We start from the raw sequence: 14,936 nt of genomic DNA, 5'->3' as shown, positions 1-14,936 counted from the left end.
AATTATAAAAGTGGAGCCATTAGTCTAGCTATTGCCTCTACTAGCTTAACTCGTTTAGGTCGGTTGGTCCATGATTTTAAATCTAATTTCTCTGTATCTTTGAGATCATCATTGAATAACGCTTTGAGTTCTTTACTTAATTCTTTGTCATAGACTAGTGCATTGACTTCAAAATTAATATTAAAACTTCTATAGTCCATATTGGCTGTGCCTACTGAGCTAAATACTCCATCTATAACCATAGTCTTCGCATGTATAAACCCTTTGGTATATTGGTAAACTTCAATACTGGCTTCAAGTAAACGTTCTAAATATGAATTAGTGGCGTATTCTGCAATCCAAGAATCTGATTTTTTTGGTACTATGATTTTTACTTTAATATTACTTCGTGATGCAACTTGTAAAGCGGTTATGATTTCATCATTTGGTATAAAATAAGGTGTTGTAATGTAGATATAATCGGTTGCATTAGTAATGGCAACGAAAATGGCCTCCATGATATTGGACCAATCGGTATCAGGACCACTGGCAGCGATTTGCAAGGGTACATTTTCTTCGCAGTCATGATCTGGAAAATACGTTTTTGAAATTTCCAGTTCATCACCACTGGCAAAATCCCATGAGGTAAAAAAAAGTATTTGTAATTGTTTTACAGCTTCACCAACCATTCGCAAGTGAGTGTCTCTCCAATATCTTTTATTGTTTGCATTGACATACTGGTCTGAAATATTAACACCACCAACGTAACCAATCTTACCATCGATAACAATTATTTTTCTATGGTCCCTGTAATTCATCTGACCTGTAAATCTCGAAAACAATACAGGCATAAAGGAGTGCATTTCTATACCACAATCCTTTAATCTGGTTTTTGTTTTGGATGTAATTGAGCTACCTACATCATCAATAACAATTCTTACCTCTACTCCATCTTCAGCTTTTTCACATAGTATATCAAATAGTTCCGTTCCTATTTGGTCATCTTTAATAATAAAATATTCTAGATGAATGTGATGTTCTGCCTTCTTTAAATCTTCAAAAAGTAATTCAAATTTCTTGTCACCATTTTTAATGAGTTTAACTTCGTTATTAATAGTGAGTTTGGAATTTTCATTATTGTAGAGCAATGGGATGAGTTTGGATTTTTCGTCCAGTATCTCATCAACCTCATCAATTTTTTTGTTATCAAGTTCTAATTGGTCTTGTATTTTTTTTATGACCGATTGATTAAGAACATTTTTACGACTGAAGATTTTTGTCTTTCTATACTCCTTTCCGAAAAGATAATAAACTACTAAACCAAGACCCGGAAAAGCCAAAAGCCCTATAATATAACTTAGGGCCTTTGTTGGGTTTAGTTTTTTGAGTAAAATGGTCACCACTGCAGAGAGCGCAAGGGTATAATTGAGAACAATTAGAATGAGCCAAATATTACTTCTTATAAAATCCAAATGTTATGGTGTTGCTGAATAAAAGCCCTCTTCAGGGATTTCAATCTTATATAATTTTCTCGATGAATTATTTAAATGAGGCTCTCTTAACCAAGGGTTGTGAATTTTTAAAATTTTATAATTAATACCAAAACGCTTAGCAAATTGCGAAAAATCTGTAACAGCGGTATCAACTTCTACTTTGTAGGTTGGGACTGGTTGATACAAATGATTTTGATTAAAGTTAAATCCATATTTAACAGGGTTAGACAAGATCTCTTTCAACGCAACAATTCTAAAAATATAACGTCCAGTTTCCTCGCCTAGCAACAAATCATAGTAGCCAGTAACATCCTGCTCTTTTAGACGCCTTGATACACCTGCATTCCCTGCATTGTATGCCGCAGCCGCTAAGGTCCACGATCCAAGATTTTCTTTGGCATTTTTTAAATACTCACATGCTACTTCTGTTGCTAATTCTAGATTGTAACGCTCATCTACATTGCTATTGACCTCTAATCCGTTTTCTCGTCCTGTGGCTTTCATGATTTGCCACACACCTGTAGCGCCAGCTGGTGAAACTGCGTTGGTCAAACCACTTTCAATTAGTGCGAGGTATTTAAAATCTTCTGGAATGCCATTTTTTTCTAAAATAGGCTCAATAATCGGAAAATATTTATTGGCACGTTTAAACATCAATAAACCATTAGACTGCCAATAAGTATTTACCAACAGCTCGCGGTCCATACGTTCGTAGATATCAGGATTATTAATCGGGACGGCTTCACCTGCAAAGTTTAAGTTTTCTGGCATATCCAAAGCATAAACATTATAATCATTAACCAATGGTTTTTCTTTACCCAAGGTATTGTCCTGCTCAGCTTTTTCTACTGGTGTTTTTTGCATAGCAAAAATAAATAGTCCTGATACACAGACCATTCCTACTGCGGCTAAACTATTTTTTATAATTTTCATATCGTTTCTTTTTTTTATAAATGTAAGTAATCTATTGATGTCTTTCAAGCTCAATCCTTAATAAGTTTAGGTAAATTTTCGTTAAACCATTTGTATTTATTTATGACCATAATATGTGTTCCGCCTTTAATCACGATACAATTTCCCTTGCACGAGTGTGGAAAAACGGCATCACTATCACCGTGGATGTAAATAGCATCGGGATGTGGCTCTTCCTGCTCCCAACAAACTACTTGTTCTATAGCCCAATCTAAATAACGTTTATCATTAACTGAAAGATACTTTTTATATAACTCTATCCTTTTGGTAATGGTCTCACCAAATGCATATTTGGCCAAAAGGTCTATATTTGAGACTAATCTTGTTGGTAAAATTTTATAGGCCTTTGTATATTTAAGTAGCTTTAAACGCTTTGGCAACTCATGGTGAGACTTTACACTAGAAACCACAAAAAGCTTTTTCAACTTAATAAAATTGCTCATTTCTTGTACCAGCATGCCACCAAAAGACACTCCCAAAAGCACAACGTTATCTTCTGAAATAAATTGGCACATTCGTCTGGCATAATCTGATAAACTTTCATTTTTATTTGGGATTTGCCATTCTAACCAGTGGATTTGAAATTCGTCTTCTGGTAGTTTAATGTATTCAAAAATCGATGGATTTGCAGCCATACCAGGCATTAAATAAACATGTATAATTTCTGAATCCATTTATTTACCTTCTTAATAAATCAAATTATCAATTAAAGCAGAACGCTCTTTAAATTCTTACATTTTAAGGTTTTAACAATAGCCGACCTAAAAGTTTAGTTGATTTTTTGTACCTTTGCACTACAAAGCTATATAATTTATAGCATCTACCGCACCAACCGCTGAACTTTAAATAAAGAATTATGACTGAAACTGCTGAATTGATTGACAATGAATTCCTACGTCAATTTGAATTAAAGGTTGGAGAAGAAATGGCTATTATTGAGTATTCTCTTCAAGAACGGAAAATTTTTCTGACCAAAATGGCAATTCCTGATGTTATTAAAACCGATGAGTTTGAACTTGAATTCATTGATATGGTGTTTAGCAATATTAAGGAACGAAATATTAGCGTAGTGCCAACAAGTCCTGAAATTGCGAAATTTGTAAAAAGAAACAGAAAATATAAGCGCATGCTACCAGTTGGTATCCGTATTTAATTCTCGACAATTTTATCGAAAAACCCGAAGTTTATAAACTTCGGGTTTTTTGATTTATATAGCGAGCTTTTCAACAAAATCAAATCTAACCAAGCCGTCTTCGTCGATTTCATTTAGACGAACCGTTTGTATAGTGTTAACCAATTCAGGATTCCACGGGGCTTTTACTTTTACGTAGTTTTCGGTGAAACCGTGAATATAACCTTGCTTATTTTCGCCTTCAAATAAAACTGCTCTTTCCGAATGTAATTGCTCTTCGTAAAACGCTCTTCGCTTTTTAGCAGAAAGACCTCTTAACATTTTACTTCGCTTTGTGCGAATATGTTTTGGCACCACATCAATCATTTCTGCAGCTTCGGTATTGTCACGTTCAGAATATGTAAAAACATGCAAATAAGAAATGTCTAAATCATTCAGAAAGTTATATGTTTCCAAAAAGCGCTCATCCGTTTCACCTGGAAAACCTACAATTACATCTACCCCAATACAAGCGTGGGGCATGGTCTTTTTAATTTTAGCTACACGATCTTCATAAAGTTCTTTCATATAGCGACGTTTCATTTTTTTAAGAACATCGTTGCTTCCGCTTTGTAGTGGTATATGAAAATGGGGTACGAACGCTCGTGACTCTCCTACCAATTTTATAGTCTCATTTTTAAGAAGATTGGGCTCTATGGAAGAAATCCTTAATCGTTCAATTCCTGCAACCTTGTCTAGTTTAGTAACCAAATCCAGAAACGTGTGCTCGTGTTTTTTATTCCCAAATTCGCCTTTACCGTAATCACCGATATTAACACCAGTAAGTACAATTTCCTTAATGCCTTTGGCTGAAATTTCTTTGGCATTTTTAAGTACATTGTCCATTGTGTCACTTCGTGAAACACCTCTTGCCAATGGTATCGTGCAATAGGTACATTTATAATCACAACCATCCTGAACCTTTAAAAATGCTCTTGTTCTGTCCCCAATACTGTAACTACCAACATAAAAATCAGCTTCATTAATCTCACAGCTATGTACTTCACCATGCTCATTTTTTGTAAGATCGTTTAGGTAGCTCGTTAACTTAAATTTTTCTGTGGCACCTAATACTAAGTCCACACCATCTACATCTGCTAGATCTTCTGGTTTTAGTTGTGCATAACAACCAATCGCAGCCACAAAAGCATCAGCATTAACTTTCTGCGCTTGTTTAACGATGGTCTTAAAACGTTTATCCGCATTTTCAGTTACCGAACAGGTGTTTATGACATAAACATCTGCCCTTTCACTAAAGTCCACACGCTCAAATCCCTCTTCCTTAAAACCCCTAGCAATTGTAGATGTTTCAGAGAAATTAAGCTTGCAGCCCAAAGTATAAAAAGCGACTTTTTTTGTTGGATTCATTCTCGTACTTTTACCAAGTTTGCAAATTTACAACTTATAAATTATATGCTCAAACTTGGAGAATTAACGTATACCGGAATTAGAACAATTTTAGTTTTTATGATGTTTTATTCTTGTCAATCCGAGAATAATTCAGCACGAGAGGATTTGGTATTTAGATATAATGAGCATAAGAATATTGGTTCTTTGGACCCAGCGTTTTCTAAGGATTTATCAGACATATGGGCTACGAATCAATTATTTAATGGCTTGGTACAGATGGACGACCAATTAAATATTCAGCCGTGTATTGCTAAAAAATGGACCATTAAAGATAACGCAAAAACGTACATATTTAATCTTAGAAAAGATGTGTTTTTTCATAAACACGAATTGTTTACTAAAGATTCCACACGAACAGTAAAAGCCTCAGATTTTGTTTATAGTTTCAACAGGTTGAAAGATGAAAAACTTGCATCGCCAGGAAGTTGGGTATTACAGAAAGTTGAAAGTTTTTCGGCCATAAACGATTCTATTTTTCAAATTAAGCTGAAACAACCTTTTCCTGCGTTCTTGGGTCTACTCACGATGAAATATTGTTCTGTGGTACCAAAGGAAATTGTTGAACATTACGGTAACGATTTTAGATCAAATCCTATTGGCACAGGACCTTTTAAGTTTAAACGTTGGGAAGAAAATCTAAAATTGGTCTTCAGACGCAATAACAGTTATTTTGAAATTGATGATAATGGCAGCCCATTACCTTTTCTCGAAGCCGTAGCTATTACTTTTTTACCGGACAAACAAAGTGAGTTCCTACAGTTTGCCCAAGGAAATATAGACTTTATTTCAGGCTTGGATGGGTCGTACAAGGATGAAGTTTTAACATCTGATGGCAAACTGAAGCCCAGCTATGCCAATGACGTAAACATGATTCGTGGTCCATATCTAAATACAGAATATTTAGGATTCTATATGGCAACTGATGTACCAGAATTGCAATCCTTAAAGTTGAGAAAAGCAATCAATATCGGTTTTGACAGGCATAAAATGATGACCTATTTGCGTAATGGTATTGGCATACCTGCGCGCGGAGGGTTTATTCCAAAAGGCCTGCCTGGTTTTGATGATTCAATAGGTTTTGCTTATCAACCAGAAAAGGCTAAACAATTAGTTGCAGAATTTAAATCAGAAACGGGTATCACTAATCCAGAAATCACGCTAACAACAACAAGTAATTACCTAAGTTTTTGCGAGTTCATTCAACGAGAACTTCAAAAAACGGGACTGGAAGTTAATGTGGATGTCATACCAGCTTCAAGTTTAAAAGATGGCAAAGCTAATGGACAACTTGATTTCTTTAGAGCCAGTTGGATTGCAGATTATCCTGATGCCGAAAATTATTTATCCCTGTTCTATAGTAAAAATTTTGCCCCAAACGGTCCTAATTACACGCATTTTAAGAATGAATACTTTGATGCATTATACGAATCAGCATATCTAGAAACAGACCAAGAGAAACGTGCAGAATTATACACTAAAATGGATTCTTTAGTTATAAGTTCCGCTCCCATTGTACCTTTATTTTATGACGAAGTGGTACGATTTACCAGAGAAGATATTAAAGGATTGGGAATTAACCCAACCAATTTATTAGACCTAAAGTATGTTCGAAAAAACTAAATGGGTAGGGGAATTAGGTTTAACCTATCACAATTCGAGATTTTCTTTTAATAATCCCAATACTATAAAAAACTGCGATAAGTTAAATGCAAAGGCGATAATAATGCTGCTAAATATACCATATTGATATTCAGGCGAAAACATATTTAAGGCTGTTAAACCGTCTACAATTAACATTAATAAAAACCCAATTAAAACTAAGATAAAACTGGCTTTATTAACGACTCTGTATCTGATATATGAAAATAATCCAAATAATATTGTTACAAATAAATACACTAAAACCTGCACAAAATAAATATCCTTTATATTGTTGATTATGGATGTAAAAATAAACAGCATATATACAATACAAAAAATTAGAAACGGAATTATACGCTTAAATTTAAAATCTTCGTGATGCGAAAAACGAATTATAAAACAAATTTTAGCGAAAATCAACATGACTACAGCCATGTTAAAACTGAAAACAGAATAGCGGTCCAGGAAAAATAAGTCCCCAAATAAAAATAAAAGTATCCCTGAAACTACGAGCACAAACTTTTCTCTTTTATAATTTTGAATATGCTTAAAAAAGAAATGTAAAATAAGTGCTGGAGCAATAGGTTTTATGAAATACCGATAGTAGATAGGGCTATCACTATATTTCAAAGCAATATTAACAAGCAAGACAACAATGATTAAAGTTATATAGCCAATTATACGATAAGACAATAATTTACGCATAGCATAAGGTATTTTGTAGCACAGTAAAACAATTTGACCAGCTTATTTAAATACGTTCACAAATTTAATTTCCAGATATTTACAATGTATCCAGTATGGTTTTCAAATCGGTTTAGAACCATTTCATTAATGATATTCTAAAAATATTTAAAGTCATCAGCATATTCACCTATTATTAATGAAGCTTCCGTCCCTTATCCTTAATCTTATAGACTCATTTAATTATCAAGCGTTGACTGGATTATAATTTATCACCGATAACACCAGTTAATAAATGGTTAAGTTCTGTATAGTTAAGCTTTTTCATATCAACGACTTTGTTTTGAAGAAATCCATAGGTTAAGGTTAATTGGGCACGTAACACCATTTTATTCTCGTCTGTACTTTTTGGTTTCTTCAAAAACATGCTCTAATATCGCCTTGTCTGCTTCTGTAAATTCTTCTTTTCGTCTTGCCATGACAACTTCAGCAACTTCAAACGCTTTAATCGTTTTATAGGTAACGAAACCTTTACTCCCTCCCCAAGAAAAACTTGGCACAAAATTTCGAGGGAAACCACTTCCAAAAATATTAGCGCTTACACCGACAACGGTTCCTGTGTTGAACATGGTATTGATTCCGCATTTACTATGGTCTCCCATCATGAGACCACAGAATTGTAATCCGGTTTTAGCAAACCCTTCAGTTTTATAGTTCCACAGACGAACTTCTGCATAGTTATTTTTTAGATTGGAATTATTTGTATCGGCTCCCAGGTTACACCATTCACCCAAAACGGAATTGCCTAAAAAACCGTCATGTCCTTTATTGGAAAAGCCGAAAAATACCGAATTATTCACCTCACCTCCAACTTTACTATGAGGTCCAATAGTCGTGGCTCCATAAATTTTGGTTGCTAATTTCAATGTGGCATTATGGCAAAGTGCCAAAGGACCACGCACCACAGTACCTTCCATGACCTCAGCATCTCGACCAATGTAAATGGGACCAGAGCTAGCATTAAGAGTTGCAAAATTTAATACCGCTCCTTTTTCGATAAAAATGTTTTCTGGATTAACAGTATTGACTGTTGTTGGAATAGGCATCGATTCTCGGTCTTTGGTTATAAGGTTGAAATCCTCAGCTATCGCCTCGGCATTTTTTGAGAAGATATCCCAGGTATTTTCAACTTTTAGAATATCACCTTTGAACTCAACAGCTTCAAATTTCGAAAAATCACTAACTTCTTCTCCTTCTTTGACAAAAAATGCAATCACATCCTCACCCTTAAACAATGCTTGATTGTTCTTAAGTCCTTTTACAAATTCTATAATCTCTTTATTTGGCAAAAACGAGGCATTAATCATAATATTTTCTTCCATCTCTACCATCGGAAATTTTTCAGCAAGATAGTCTTCAGTGACTGTGGTCGTAGTGTACTCTAAGAACGATTCCCATTTTTCTCTAATAGTCAAAATACCAATACGAATGTCTGCAACCGGTCTAGTATAAGTGAATGGCAAAAGATTATCGCGATATGGTCCGTCAAAAAGAATGTAGTTCATAAAAAGTAAGAAGTTAAAAGTTGGAAATCAGAAGTTTGTCCCTACTAAATTTCAACCATAATTACAATATCAAAAATAGCCTAATTATAGAAAACAAAAAAGCCTTTCCGTTTCAGAAAGGCTTTGTAAAATTATCTTAAAGCTGAGCTTATTTCTTAAACTTAGCGTATTTGTTCTTAAACTTATCAATACGACCAGCTGTATCAACCAATTTAGATTTACCTGTATAGTATGGGTGTGATGTTCTTGAAATTTCTAGTTTTACTAACGGATATTCAGTACCATCAACATCAATAGTTTCATTTGTATCTGCTGTAGATTTTGTTAAAAACACGTCTTCGTTAGACATATCCTTAAACGCTACTACTCTATAATTTTTTGGATGTATTCCTGCTTTCATCACTAAATGCTTTAAATATTTCGATTTTTTCGAGGTGCAAATTTAAGTATTTTTTACAAAATCACAATCTTTTTATTCTTTTTTATTTTAAAAAAATGTGTAACGTTTTACTATCTTTAGTTACTAACTAAACAGTTAACTAATAAAACCAACTTAAATTATGGAAAAATCATTAAAATCATCAGCAACTAGCTACGGACTTTATTTAGCACTGATTCTTACCTCTCTAACAATAATTGGATATGCCGTTTACCTAGACTTATTTACAAAATGGTGGTTTGGCATCGGCCAATTATTATTGGTAGTAATATTTGGTATCATATCTTCAATGAAGGCCAGAAAAATAATGGGTGGTTACATCAGTTTTAAGAATGCATTCACAGCATTTTTTATTACTATAGCCATTGGAATCACAATACCTGCGCTCGTGGGATTAATTATATTCAACTTTGTAGACCCTGATGCCGCAGTAGTACTGCAGGACAAAATTATTGAATCTCAAATTGCAATGATGCAAAATTTTGGTGCACCTCAAGAATCAATCGATGCAGCTATGGAACAGATGCGAGCTGAAGAAAACTTTTTCTCAATTGCCAATTCTCTAAAATCTATTGCCTACCAACTTGTTGGTTTTAGTGTCGTTGGATTAATTGTAGCCTTGGTAGTTAAAAAAACTGACCCACACGCTTAAAAAATTTCTCTATTTTTGAAGTCTAGAAATTAGACCACATTAATATGAACATATCAGTAGTTATACCACTACTTAACGAAGACGAATCCCTAAGGGAATTATACGATTGGATTGTATCAGTGATGCAATCCAATTCGTTTTCTTACGAAATACTTTTTATTGATGATGGCAGTACGGACAATTCTTGGCAGGTAATTCATGAACTTTCTAAAACTGATCCTGATGTTAAAGGTATTAGGTTTTTAAAAAACTTTGGTAAATCTCAAGCATTACACGCTGGTTTTGCAGCAGCTAAAGGTGATGTGGTTATTACTATGGATGCAGACCTACAAGACAATCCTGAGGAAATTCCCGAGTTATATCACATGATTACCAAAGAGAATTTTGACTTGATTTCTGGTTGGAAAAAGAAACGCTACGATTCGGTTTTATCCAAAAATTTACCTTCAAAACTATTTAATTGGGCTGCGAGACGCACCTCTAGTGTCAAATTACACGACTTTAATTGTGGATTAAAGGCTTACAGTAACGCAGTTGTAAAACACATTGATGTGTACGGAGAAATGCACCGATATATTCCTGTATTGGCAAAAAATGCAGGTTTTACCAAAATTGGTGAAAAAGTGGTTCAACACCAGGCTAGAAAATACGGAAAAACAAAATTTGGAATGAACCGCTTCATCAATGGGTTTTTGGATTTGCTGACAATTTGGTTCATCTCACGTTTTGGCAGAAGACCAATGCACCTTTTTGGTGCGCTTGGAGTTATTATGTTTATCATCGGCTTTGGATTTGCGCTTTACCTCGGACTGGATAAGTTGTTTTTTAATCCATCAGGAAGACTCATTACAGATAGACCTCAATTCTATTTATCACTCTCTACCATGATTATTGGTTCTCAATTTTTTATTGCTGGCTTTTTGGGTGAACTTATCTTACGATCAAAACGGCAGCAACAACGCTATTTTATTAAAGAAGATTTAAATTTGTCTTAATTTTAAAAAGAAAAATTTGTAGTAATTTAATTCCTCTATTCATTCTTCTTATTTTTATCTAACCAATTATTGAATTATGCTTCACATAAAACCCGAAATATTAGAACGCGTCAACACTTGGCTCACACCTTCTTTTGATAAAGATGACCAGGAGCAGATTAAACACCTTATAGCTTCCTGCCCAAAAGAACTCGAAGAAAGTTTTTATAAAGATCTGGAATTTGGAACTGGTGGAATGCGTGGTATCATGGGTCTTGGTACTAACAGAATCAATAAATATACTTTAGGGAAAAACACCCAAGGTTTAAGTAATTATTTAAATCAGTCATTTCCTAATGAACTTGTAAAAGTTGCAATAGCCTACGATTGCAGACATAACAGTAAATCGCTGGCAAAGGTAGTAGCAGATGTATTTTCAGCAAATGGCATAAAAGTATTTTTGTTTGAAGATTTAAGAGCCACACCAGAATTATCCTTTGCCCTCAAACATCTCAATTGTCATTGTGGCATAGTACTTACGGCATCTCACAATCCACCAGAATATAATGGCTACAAAGTATATTGGCAGGATGGCGGACAGTTAGTGCCACCTCAGGATAGTGAAATCATTGCCGAAATAAATAATTTGGAATATTCTGAAATAAAATTTGATGCCAACAAAGATTTAATTGCATATATAGGTAAAGAAGTCGATGACATTTTCATTGACAAATCTGTTGAAAACGGAAGTTTTGATACTTCAACCGAAGCTCGAAAAAACCTCAATATCGTCTTCACATCTTTACACGGTACATCTATTACCGCAATTCCTGAAACTTTAAAACGTGCTGGTTACACAAATGTACATATTGTTGAAGAGCAACGTGAACCTAACGGCGATTTCCCAACAGTAAAATCACCCAACCCAGAAGAACCCGAAGCACTTAAAATGGCCATGGAATTGGCAGAAAAAGTTGATGGAGATATTGTTATAGGTACTGACCCAGATTGCGACCGTCTAGGTGTTGCTGTTAGAAACTTAGAAAACGAATTGGTAATACTTAACGGTAACCAAACTATGATACTTATGACTGATTTTCTATTGCAACAATGTAAAAAGTCTAATAAAATAAACGGCAATCAGTTTGTAGGTTCTACAATTGTTTCCACACCAATGATGGCTGTTTTGGCAGATGCTTATGATGTTGAGTACAAAATAGGACTGACAGGCTTTAAGTGGATTGCCAAAATGATTAAAGACTTTCCAGAACAGGATTTTATTGGTGGTGGTGAAGAAAGTTTTGGCTACATGGTAGGTGATTTTGTGCGTGATAAAGATGCAGTAACCTCTACCCTATTGGCATGCGAAATTGCTGCTCAGGCTAAAGCCAATGGCAAAACGTTGTATGAAAAATTGATTGACCTCTATGTGAAACACGGCTTTTACAAAGAACGGTTGATTTCTTTAACTAAAAAAGGCATATCTGGCGCAGAAGAGATCAGGCAAATGATGATTGATGCAAGAGAAAATCCTTTGAAGGAAGTCAATGGTTCAAAAGTAATACGCATTGAGGATTACCAACTGTCCATCGCAAAAGATGTTTTAAATCTAAAAGAGGAAACGCTATTTATACCAAAATCCAACGTACTCATCTATTACACGGAAGACGGCAGCAAAATTGCATTACGACCAAGTGGTACCGAGCCAAAGATAAAATTCTATATCAGTGTTAACACGGATCTTGACAATGTGTCCGACTTCAAAAAAACGGAACAACAATTGGAAGACAGAATTGACGCTATCCTTGCGGATATGAATTTGTAATTAATGGATTATATAAAAAAGCTAGCCCGTTTCATAATACCCTATAAAAGGTATGCGATACTCAATATAATTTGCAATATTTTTTATGCTCTATTTAGCACATTAGCCATGGTCTCATTGATGCCTATGATTAATGTGCTATTTGGTGAAAGCGAAAAAGTATACCAAAAACCAGTTTATCAAGGCATCAATGACTTAAAGGATTATTTGGAAAGTTATCTCAATTATGTGGTAACCACAACGACTACAGCCAACGGTCCACAACGTGCTTTGCTTTATATGATTATATTGATAATAAGCTTATTTCTATTAAAAAACCTTTTCAATTACCTGGCTTTATTCTTTATCACATTTTTACGGAACGGTGTATTACGAGACTTAAGGGATGAAATTTACCATAAAGTTGTCACGCTTCCTATTTCCTATTATTCAGAAAAGAAAAAGGGAGATATCATCGCACGTATTTCTGGTGATGTCAACGAAGTTAAAAATTCCATGCTTTCGGTTTTAGAACTCATTGTAAAAGAACCTTTGACCATTCTTTTTGCGATAGTTGCGATGTTCACGATTTCAACAAAGCTCACCATTTTTGTGTTTATTTTTATTCCTGTAGCAGGTTTTATTATTTCGAGAATAGGAAAGAGTTTGAAGAAAAAATCAGACCGTGTTCAGCGTGAACAAGGATTGTTTCTTTCTACTTTAGAAGAAACACTTGGCGGATTAAAAGTTATTAAAGGGTTTAATGCCGAAAAACGATTCACCAATAAATTCAAAGAATCCACCAATCGGTTTTATAATTTTTCAAACACGTTGATGAATCGCCAGAATTTGGCATCACCCACGAGTGAATTTTTAGGTATTGCGACTATTGCAGCTCTTCTATGGTATGGTGGTAAGATGGTGATGGTAGACCAGACCTTATCAGGAGGTGCGTTTATTGGTTACATGGCTTTGGCATATCAAATTCTAACACCTGCAAAAGCGATAAGTAAAGCAAGTTACCAAGTTAAATCCGGTAACGCGGCGGCAGAACGTGTTCTTGAAGTACTCGAAACCAAGAGTGCTTTGGAAGATGAATCTAATGCGAAGGAAAAAGTAGATTTTAATAATGAATTAAGCATCAATAATATTTCATTTAAATATGAAGATACCTTGGTACTCAAAAACTTTTCAGTTAAGGTTCCGAAAGGAAAAAGTGTTGCTTTAGTTGGGCAATCAGGAAGTGGAAAAAGTACAATTGCCAATCTAGTTACACGATTTTATGATGTAAATGAAGGCACAATCACTATCGACGGAGAAAATATTAGAACTTTAACTAAACATTCCTTACGACAACTCATGGGATTAGTGACCCAAGATTCGATACTATTCAACGACACGGTAGCCAACAACCTCAGAATAGGAAAAGAAAATGCTTCGAAAGAGGAGATTATTGAAGCCCTAAAAATTGCGAATGCATGGGAATTCGTAAAAGATTTACCCAATGGAATTGATACCAATATTGGCGACTCTGGCGGAAAATTGTCTGGCGGACAAAAACAACGTTTAAGTATTGCTCGAGCGGTTTTAAAGAATCCGCCAATCATGATTTTAGACGAAGCCACTTCTGCTTTGGACACAGAAAGCGAACGTTTGGTACAAGATGCACTAGAGAAAATGATGAAAAACAGAACGTCTATTGTCATTGCACATCGACTTTCAACCATCCAAAATGCAGATTTAATTGTCGTCATGCAAAAAGGTGAAATTGCAGAACAAGGATCGCACAATGAATTGTTAGCCCAAAATGGCGTGTATAAAAAGCTGGTTGAGATGCAGAGTTTTGAGTAAACCTTTATTCATTAAAATTTACAGTTGCTATATACATCGACATTAAAATCGTGTTTGTCAAAAGCCGACAAAAAATAAGATTGACTCGCAATCTTTTATTAAATAGAAAAAGGATGCATCTCGCGATGCATCCTTTTCTTTTGTTATCAGATTTGGGGAAACTGATAACGGTTAATAGGTTAAGCGGTGTAAACATATAACAATTAAATATACCAAACAAGAAAAAAATGTATTTTATCGATTATTTTTGCTTTTAAACGATTAGTAATTATTTAACTTACTGATAATCAACACCATTTTT

14 protein-coding genes are annotated in these 14,936 nt (G+C 34.6%); 6 read left to right on the top strand and 8 right to left on the bottom strand.

All coding sequences use genetic code 11. The features are described 5' to 3' along the window. Positions 1–2 precede the first annotated feature (2 nt). Genes cls through HM983_RS12230 form a run of 3 tightly spaced genes read right to left on the bottom strand, consistent with a single transcriptional unit; the run spans position 3 to position 3,118 of the window. Complete coding sequence (gene cls / locus HM983_RS12240) at positions 3–1,451, bottom strand: cardiolipin synthase (protein WP_179345737.1); 1,449 nt, start codon at positions 1,449–1,451, stop codon at positions 3–5. Between the two features lie 3 nt (positions 1,452–1,454). Further along, on the bottom strand, positions 1,455–2,405 hold the full coding sequence (locus HM983_RS12235; RefSeq protein WP_179345735.1) for a lytic transglycosylase domain-containing protein: 951 nt from the start codon (positions 2,403–2,405) through the stop codon (positions 1,455–1,457). A gap of 50 nt (positions 2,406–2,455) precedes the next feature. Beyond that, positions 2,456–3,118, bottom strand: a complete 663-nt coding sequence (locus HM983_RS12230; RefSeq protein WP_179345733.1) for an alpha/beta hydrolase family protein — start codon at positions 3,116–3,118, stop codon at positions 2,456–2,458. A gap of 182 nt (positions 3,119–3,300) precedes the next feature. Between HM983_RS12230 and HM983_RS12225 the strand changes: the two genes are divergently transcribed. After that, positions 3,301–3,597 carry an N-acetyltransferase gene (locus tag HM983_RS12225; RefSeq protein WP_179345731.1) on the top strand — a complete coding sequence of 99 codons (297 nt, stop codon included), beginning with the start codon at positions 3,301–3,303 and terminating at the stop codon, positions 3,595–3,597. 54 nt (positions 3,598–3,651) lie between these two features. Here HM983_RS12225 and mtaB read toward each other — a convergent pair whose 3' ends face one another. After that, a complete protein-coding gene (mtaB, locus tag HM983_RS12220; RefSeq protein WP_179345729.1) occupies positions 3,652–4,983 on the bottom strand; it encodes a tRNA (N(6)-L-threonylcarbamoyladenosine(37)-C(2))-methylthiotransferase MtaB in 1,332 nt (443 codons plus the stop codon). A gap of 45 nt (positions 4,984–5,028) precedes the next feature. Between mtaB and HM983_RS12215 the strand changes: the two genes are divergently transcribed. Further along, a complete protein-coding gene (locus HM983_RS12215) occupies positions 5,029–6,645 on the top strand; it encodes an ABC transporter substrate-binding protein (RefSeq protein WP_179345727.1) in 1,617 nt (538 codons plus the stop codon). 27 nt (positions 6,646–6,672) lie between these two features. Here HM983_RS12215 and HM983_RS16045 read toward each other — a convergent pair whose 3' ends face one another. The 4 genes from HM983_RS16045 to HM983_RS12195 all read right to left on the bottom strand — a co-directional run bounded on the left by HM983_RS16045 (position 6,673) and on the right by HM983_RS12195 (position 9,315). Further along, positions 6,673–7,371 carry a lysoplasmalogenase family protein gene (locus tag HM983_RS16045; protein ID WP_179345725.1) on the bottom strand — a complete coding sequence of 233 codons (699 nt, stop codon included), beginning with the start codon at positions 7,369–7,371 and terminating at the stop codon, positions 6,673–6,675. Positions 7,372–7,612: 241 nt separating this feature from the next. After that, positions 7,613–7,771 (bottom strand): hypothetical protein, encoded by a 159-nt coding sequence (locus tag HM983_RS12205; protein ID WP_179345723.1) that lies wholly within the window; start codon positions 7,769–7,771, stop codon positions 7,613–7,615. Further along, positions 7,740–8,915: a GlmU family protein gene (locus HM983_RS12200; RefSeq protein WP_179345721.1), complete on the bottom strand. Its 1,176-nt coding sequence runs from the start codon at positions 8,913–8,915 to the stop codon at positions 7,740–7,742. Before HM983_RS12200 ends, HM983_RS12205 begins: the two co-directional genes overlap by 32 nt. Positions 8,916–9,063: 148 nt before the next feature. Further along, positions 9,064–9,315: a type B 50S ribosomal protein L31 gene (locus HM983_RS12195; RefSeq protein WP_179345719.1), complete on the bottom strand. Its 252-nt coding sequence runs from the start codon at positions 9,313–9,315 to the stop codon at positions 9,064–9,066. Positions 9,316–9,475: 160 nt separating this feature from the next. Here HM983_RS12195 and HM983_RS12190 point away from each other — a divergent pair, with 160 nt between their 5' ends. The 4 genes from HM983_RS12190 to HM983_RS12175 all read left to right on the top strand — a co-directional run bounded on the left by HM983_RS12190 (position 9,476) and on the right by HM983_RS12175 (position 14,635). Then, the gene (locus tag HM983_RS12190) at positions 9,476–10,006 is read left to right on the top strand and encodes a DUF4199 domain-containing protein (protein WP_179345717.1); all 531 of its coding nucleotides are present in this window, start codon (positions 9,476–9,478) and stop codon (positions 10,004–10,006) included. A 44-nt stretch (positions 10,007–10,050) separates the two neighbouring features. Then, positions 10,051–11,001, top strand: a complete 951-nt coding sequence (locus tag HM983_RS12185) for a glycosyltransferase family 2 protein (protein WP_179345715.1) — start codon at positions 10,051–10,053, stop codon at positions 10,999–11,001. Positions 11,002–11,077: 76 nt separating this feature from the next. Further along, positions 11,078–12,805, top strand: coding sequence for a phospho-sugar mutase (locus HM983_RS12180; RefSeq protein ID WP_179345714.1), 1,728 nt, complete (start codon positions 11,078–11,080; stop codon positions 12,803–12,805). A 3-nt stretch (positions 12,806–12,808) separates the two neighbouring features. Further along, on the top strand, positions 12,809–14,635 hold the full coding sequence (locus HM983_RS12175) for an ABC transporter ATP-binding protein (RefSeq protein ID WP_179345713.1): 1,827 nt from the start codon (positions 12,809–12,811) through the stop codon (positions 14,633–14,635). Positions 14,636–14,936: the final 301 nt, after the last annotated feature.

Origin of the sequence: Winogradskyella ursingii (assembly GCF_013403975.1) — a bacterium.
GTDB lineage: Bacteria > Bacteroidota > Bacteroidia > Flavobacteriales > Flavobacteriaceae > Winogradskyella > Winogradskyella ursingii.
Note: the sequence above shows the minus strand (reverse complement) of the source record. Positions and strands in the feature narration are given on the sequence as shown.

Excerpts from the sequence above, each read along its gene's own strand:
- HM983_RS12195 (WP_179345719.1), bottom strand. The coding sequence starts at position 9,315 with ATGAAAGCAGGAATACATCCAAAAAATTATAGAGTAGTAGCGTTTAAG.
- HM983_RS12190 (WP_179345717.1), top strand. The coding sequence starts at position 9,476 with ATGGAAAAATCATTAAAATCATCAGCAACTAGCTACGGACTTTATTTA.
- HM983_RS12175 (WP_179345713.1), top strand. The coding sequence starts at position 12,809 with ATGGATTATATAAAAAAGCTAGCCCGTTTCATAATACCCTATAAAAGG.
- HM983_RS12230 (WP_179345733.1), bottom strand. The coding sequence starts at position 3,118 with ATGGATTCAGAAATTATACATGTTTATTTAATGCCTGGTATGGCTGCA.
- HM983_RS12185 (WP_179345715.1), top strand. The coding sequence starts at position 10,051 with ATGAACATATCAGTAGTTATACCACTACTTAACGAAGACGAATCCCTA.
- HM983_RS12200 (WP_179345721.1), bottom strand. The coding sequence starts at position 8,915 with ATGAACTACATTCTTTTTGACGGACCATATCGCGATAATCTTTTGCCA.
- HM983_RS16045 (WP_179345725.1), bottom strand. The coding sequence starts at position 7,371 with ATGCGTAAATTATTGTCTTATCGTATAATTGGCTATATAACTTTAATC.
- HM983_RS12180 (WP_179345714.1), top strand. The coding sequence starts at position 11,078 with ATGCTTCACATAAAACCCGAAATATTAGAACGCGTCAACACTTGGCTC.
- HM983_RS12225 (WP_179345731.1), top strand. The coding sequence starts at position 3,301 with ATGACTGAAACTGCTGAATTGATTGACAATGAATTCCTACGTCAATTT.
- HM983_RS12215 (WP_179345727.1), top strand. The coding sequence starts at position 5,029 with ATGCTCAAACTTGGAGAATTAACGTATACCGGAATTAGAACAATTTTA.
- HM983_RS12235 (WP_179345735.1), bottom strand. The coding sequence starts at position 2,405 with ATGAAAATTATAAAAAATAGTTTAGCCGCAGTAGGAATGGTCTGTGTA.
- mtaB (WP_179345729.1), bottom strand. The coding sequence starts at position 4,983 with ATGAATCCAACAAAAAAAGTCGCTTTTTATACTTTGGGCTGCAAGCTT.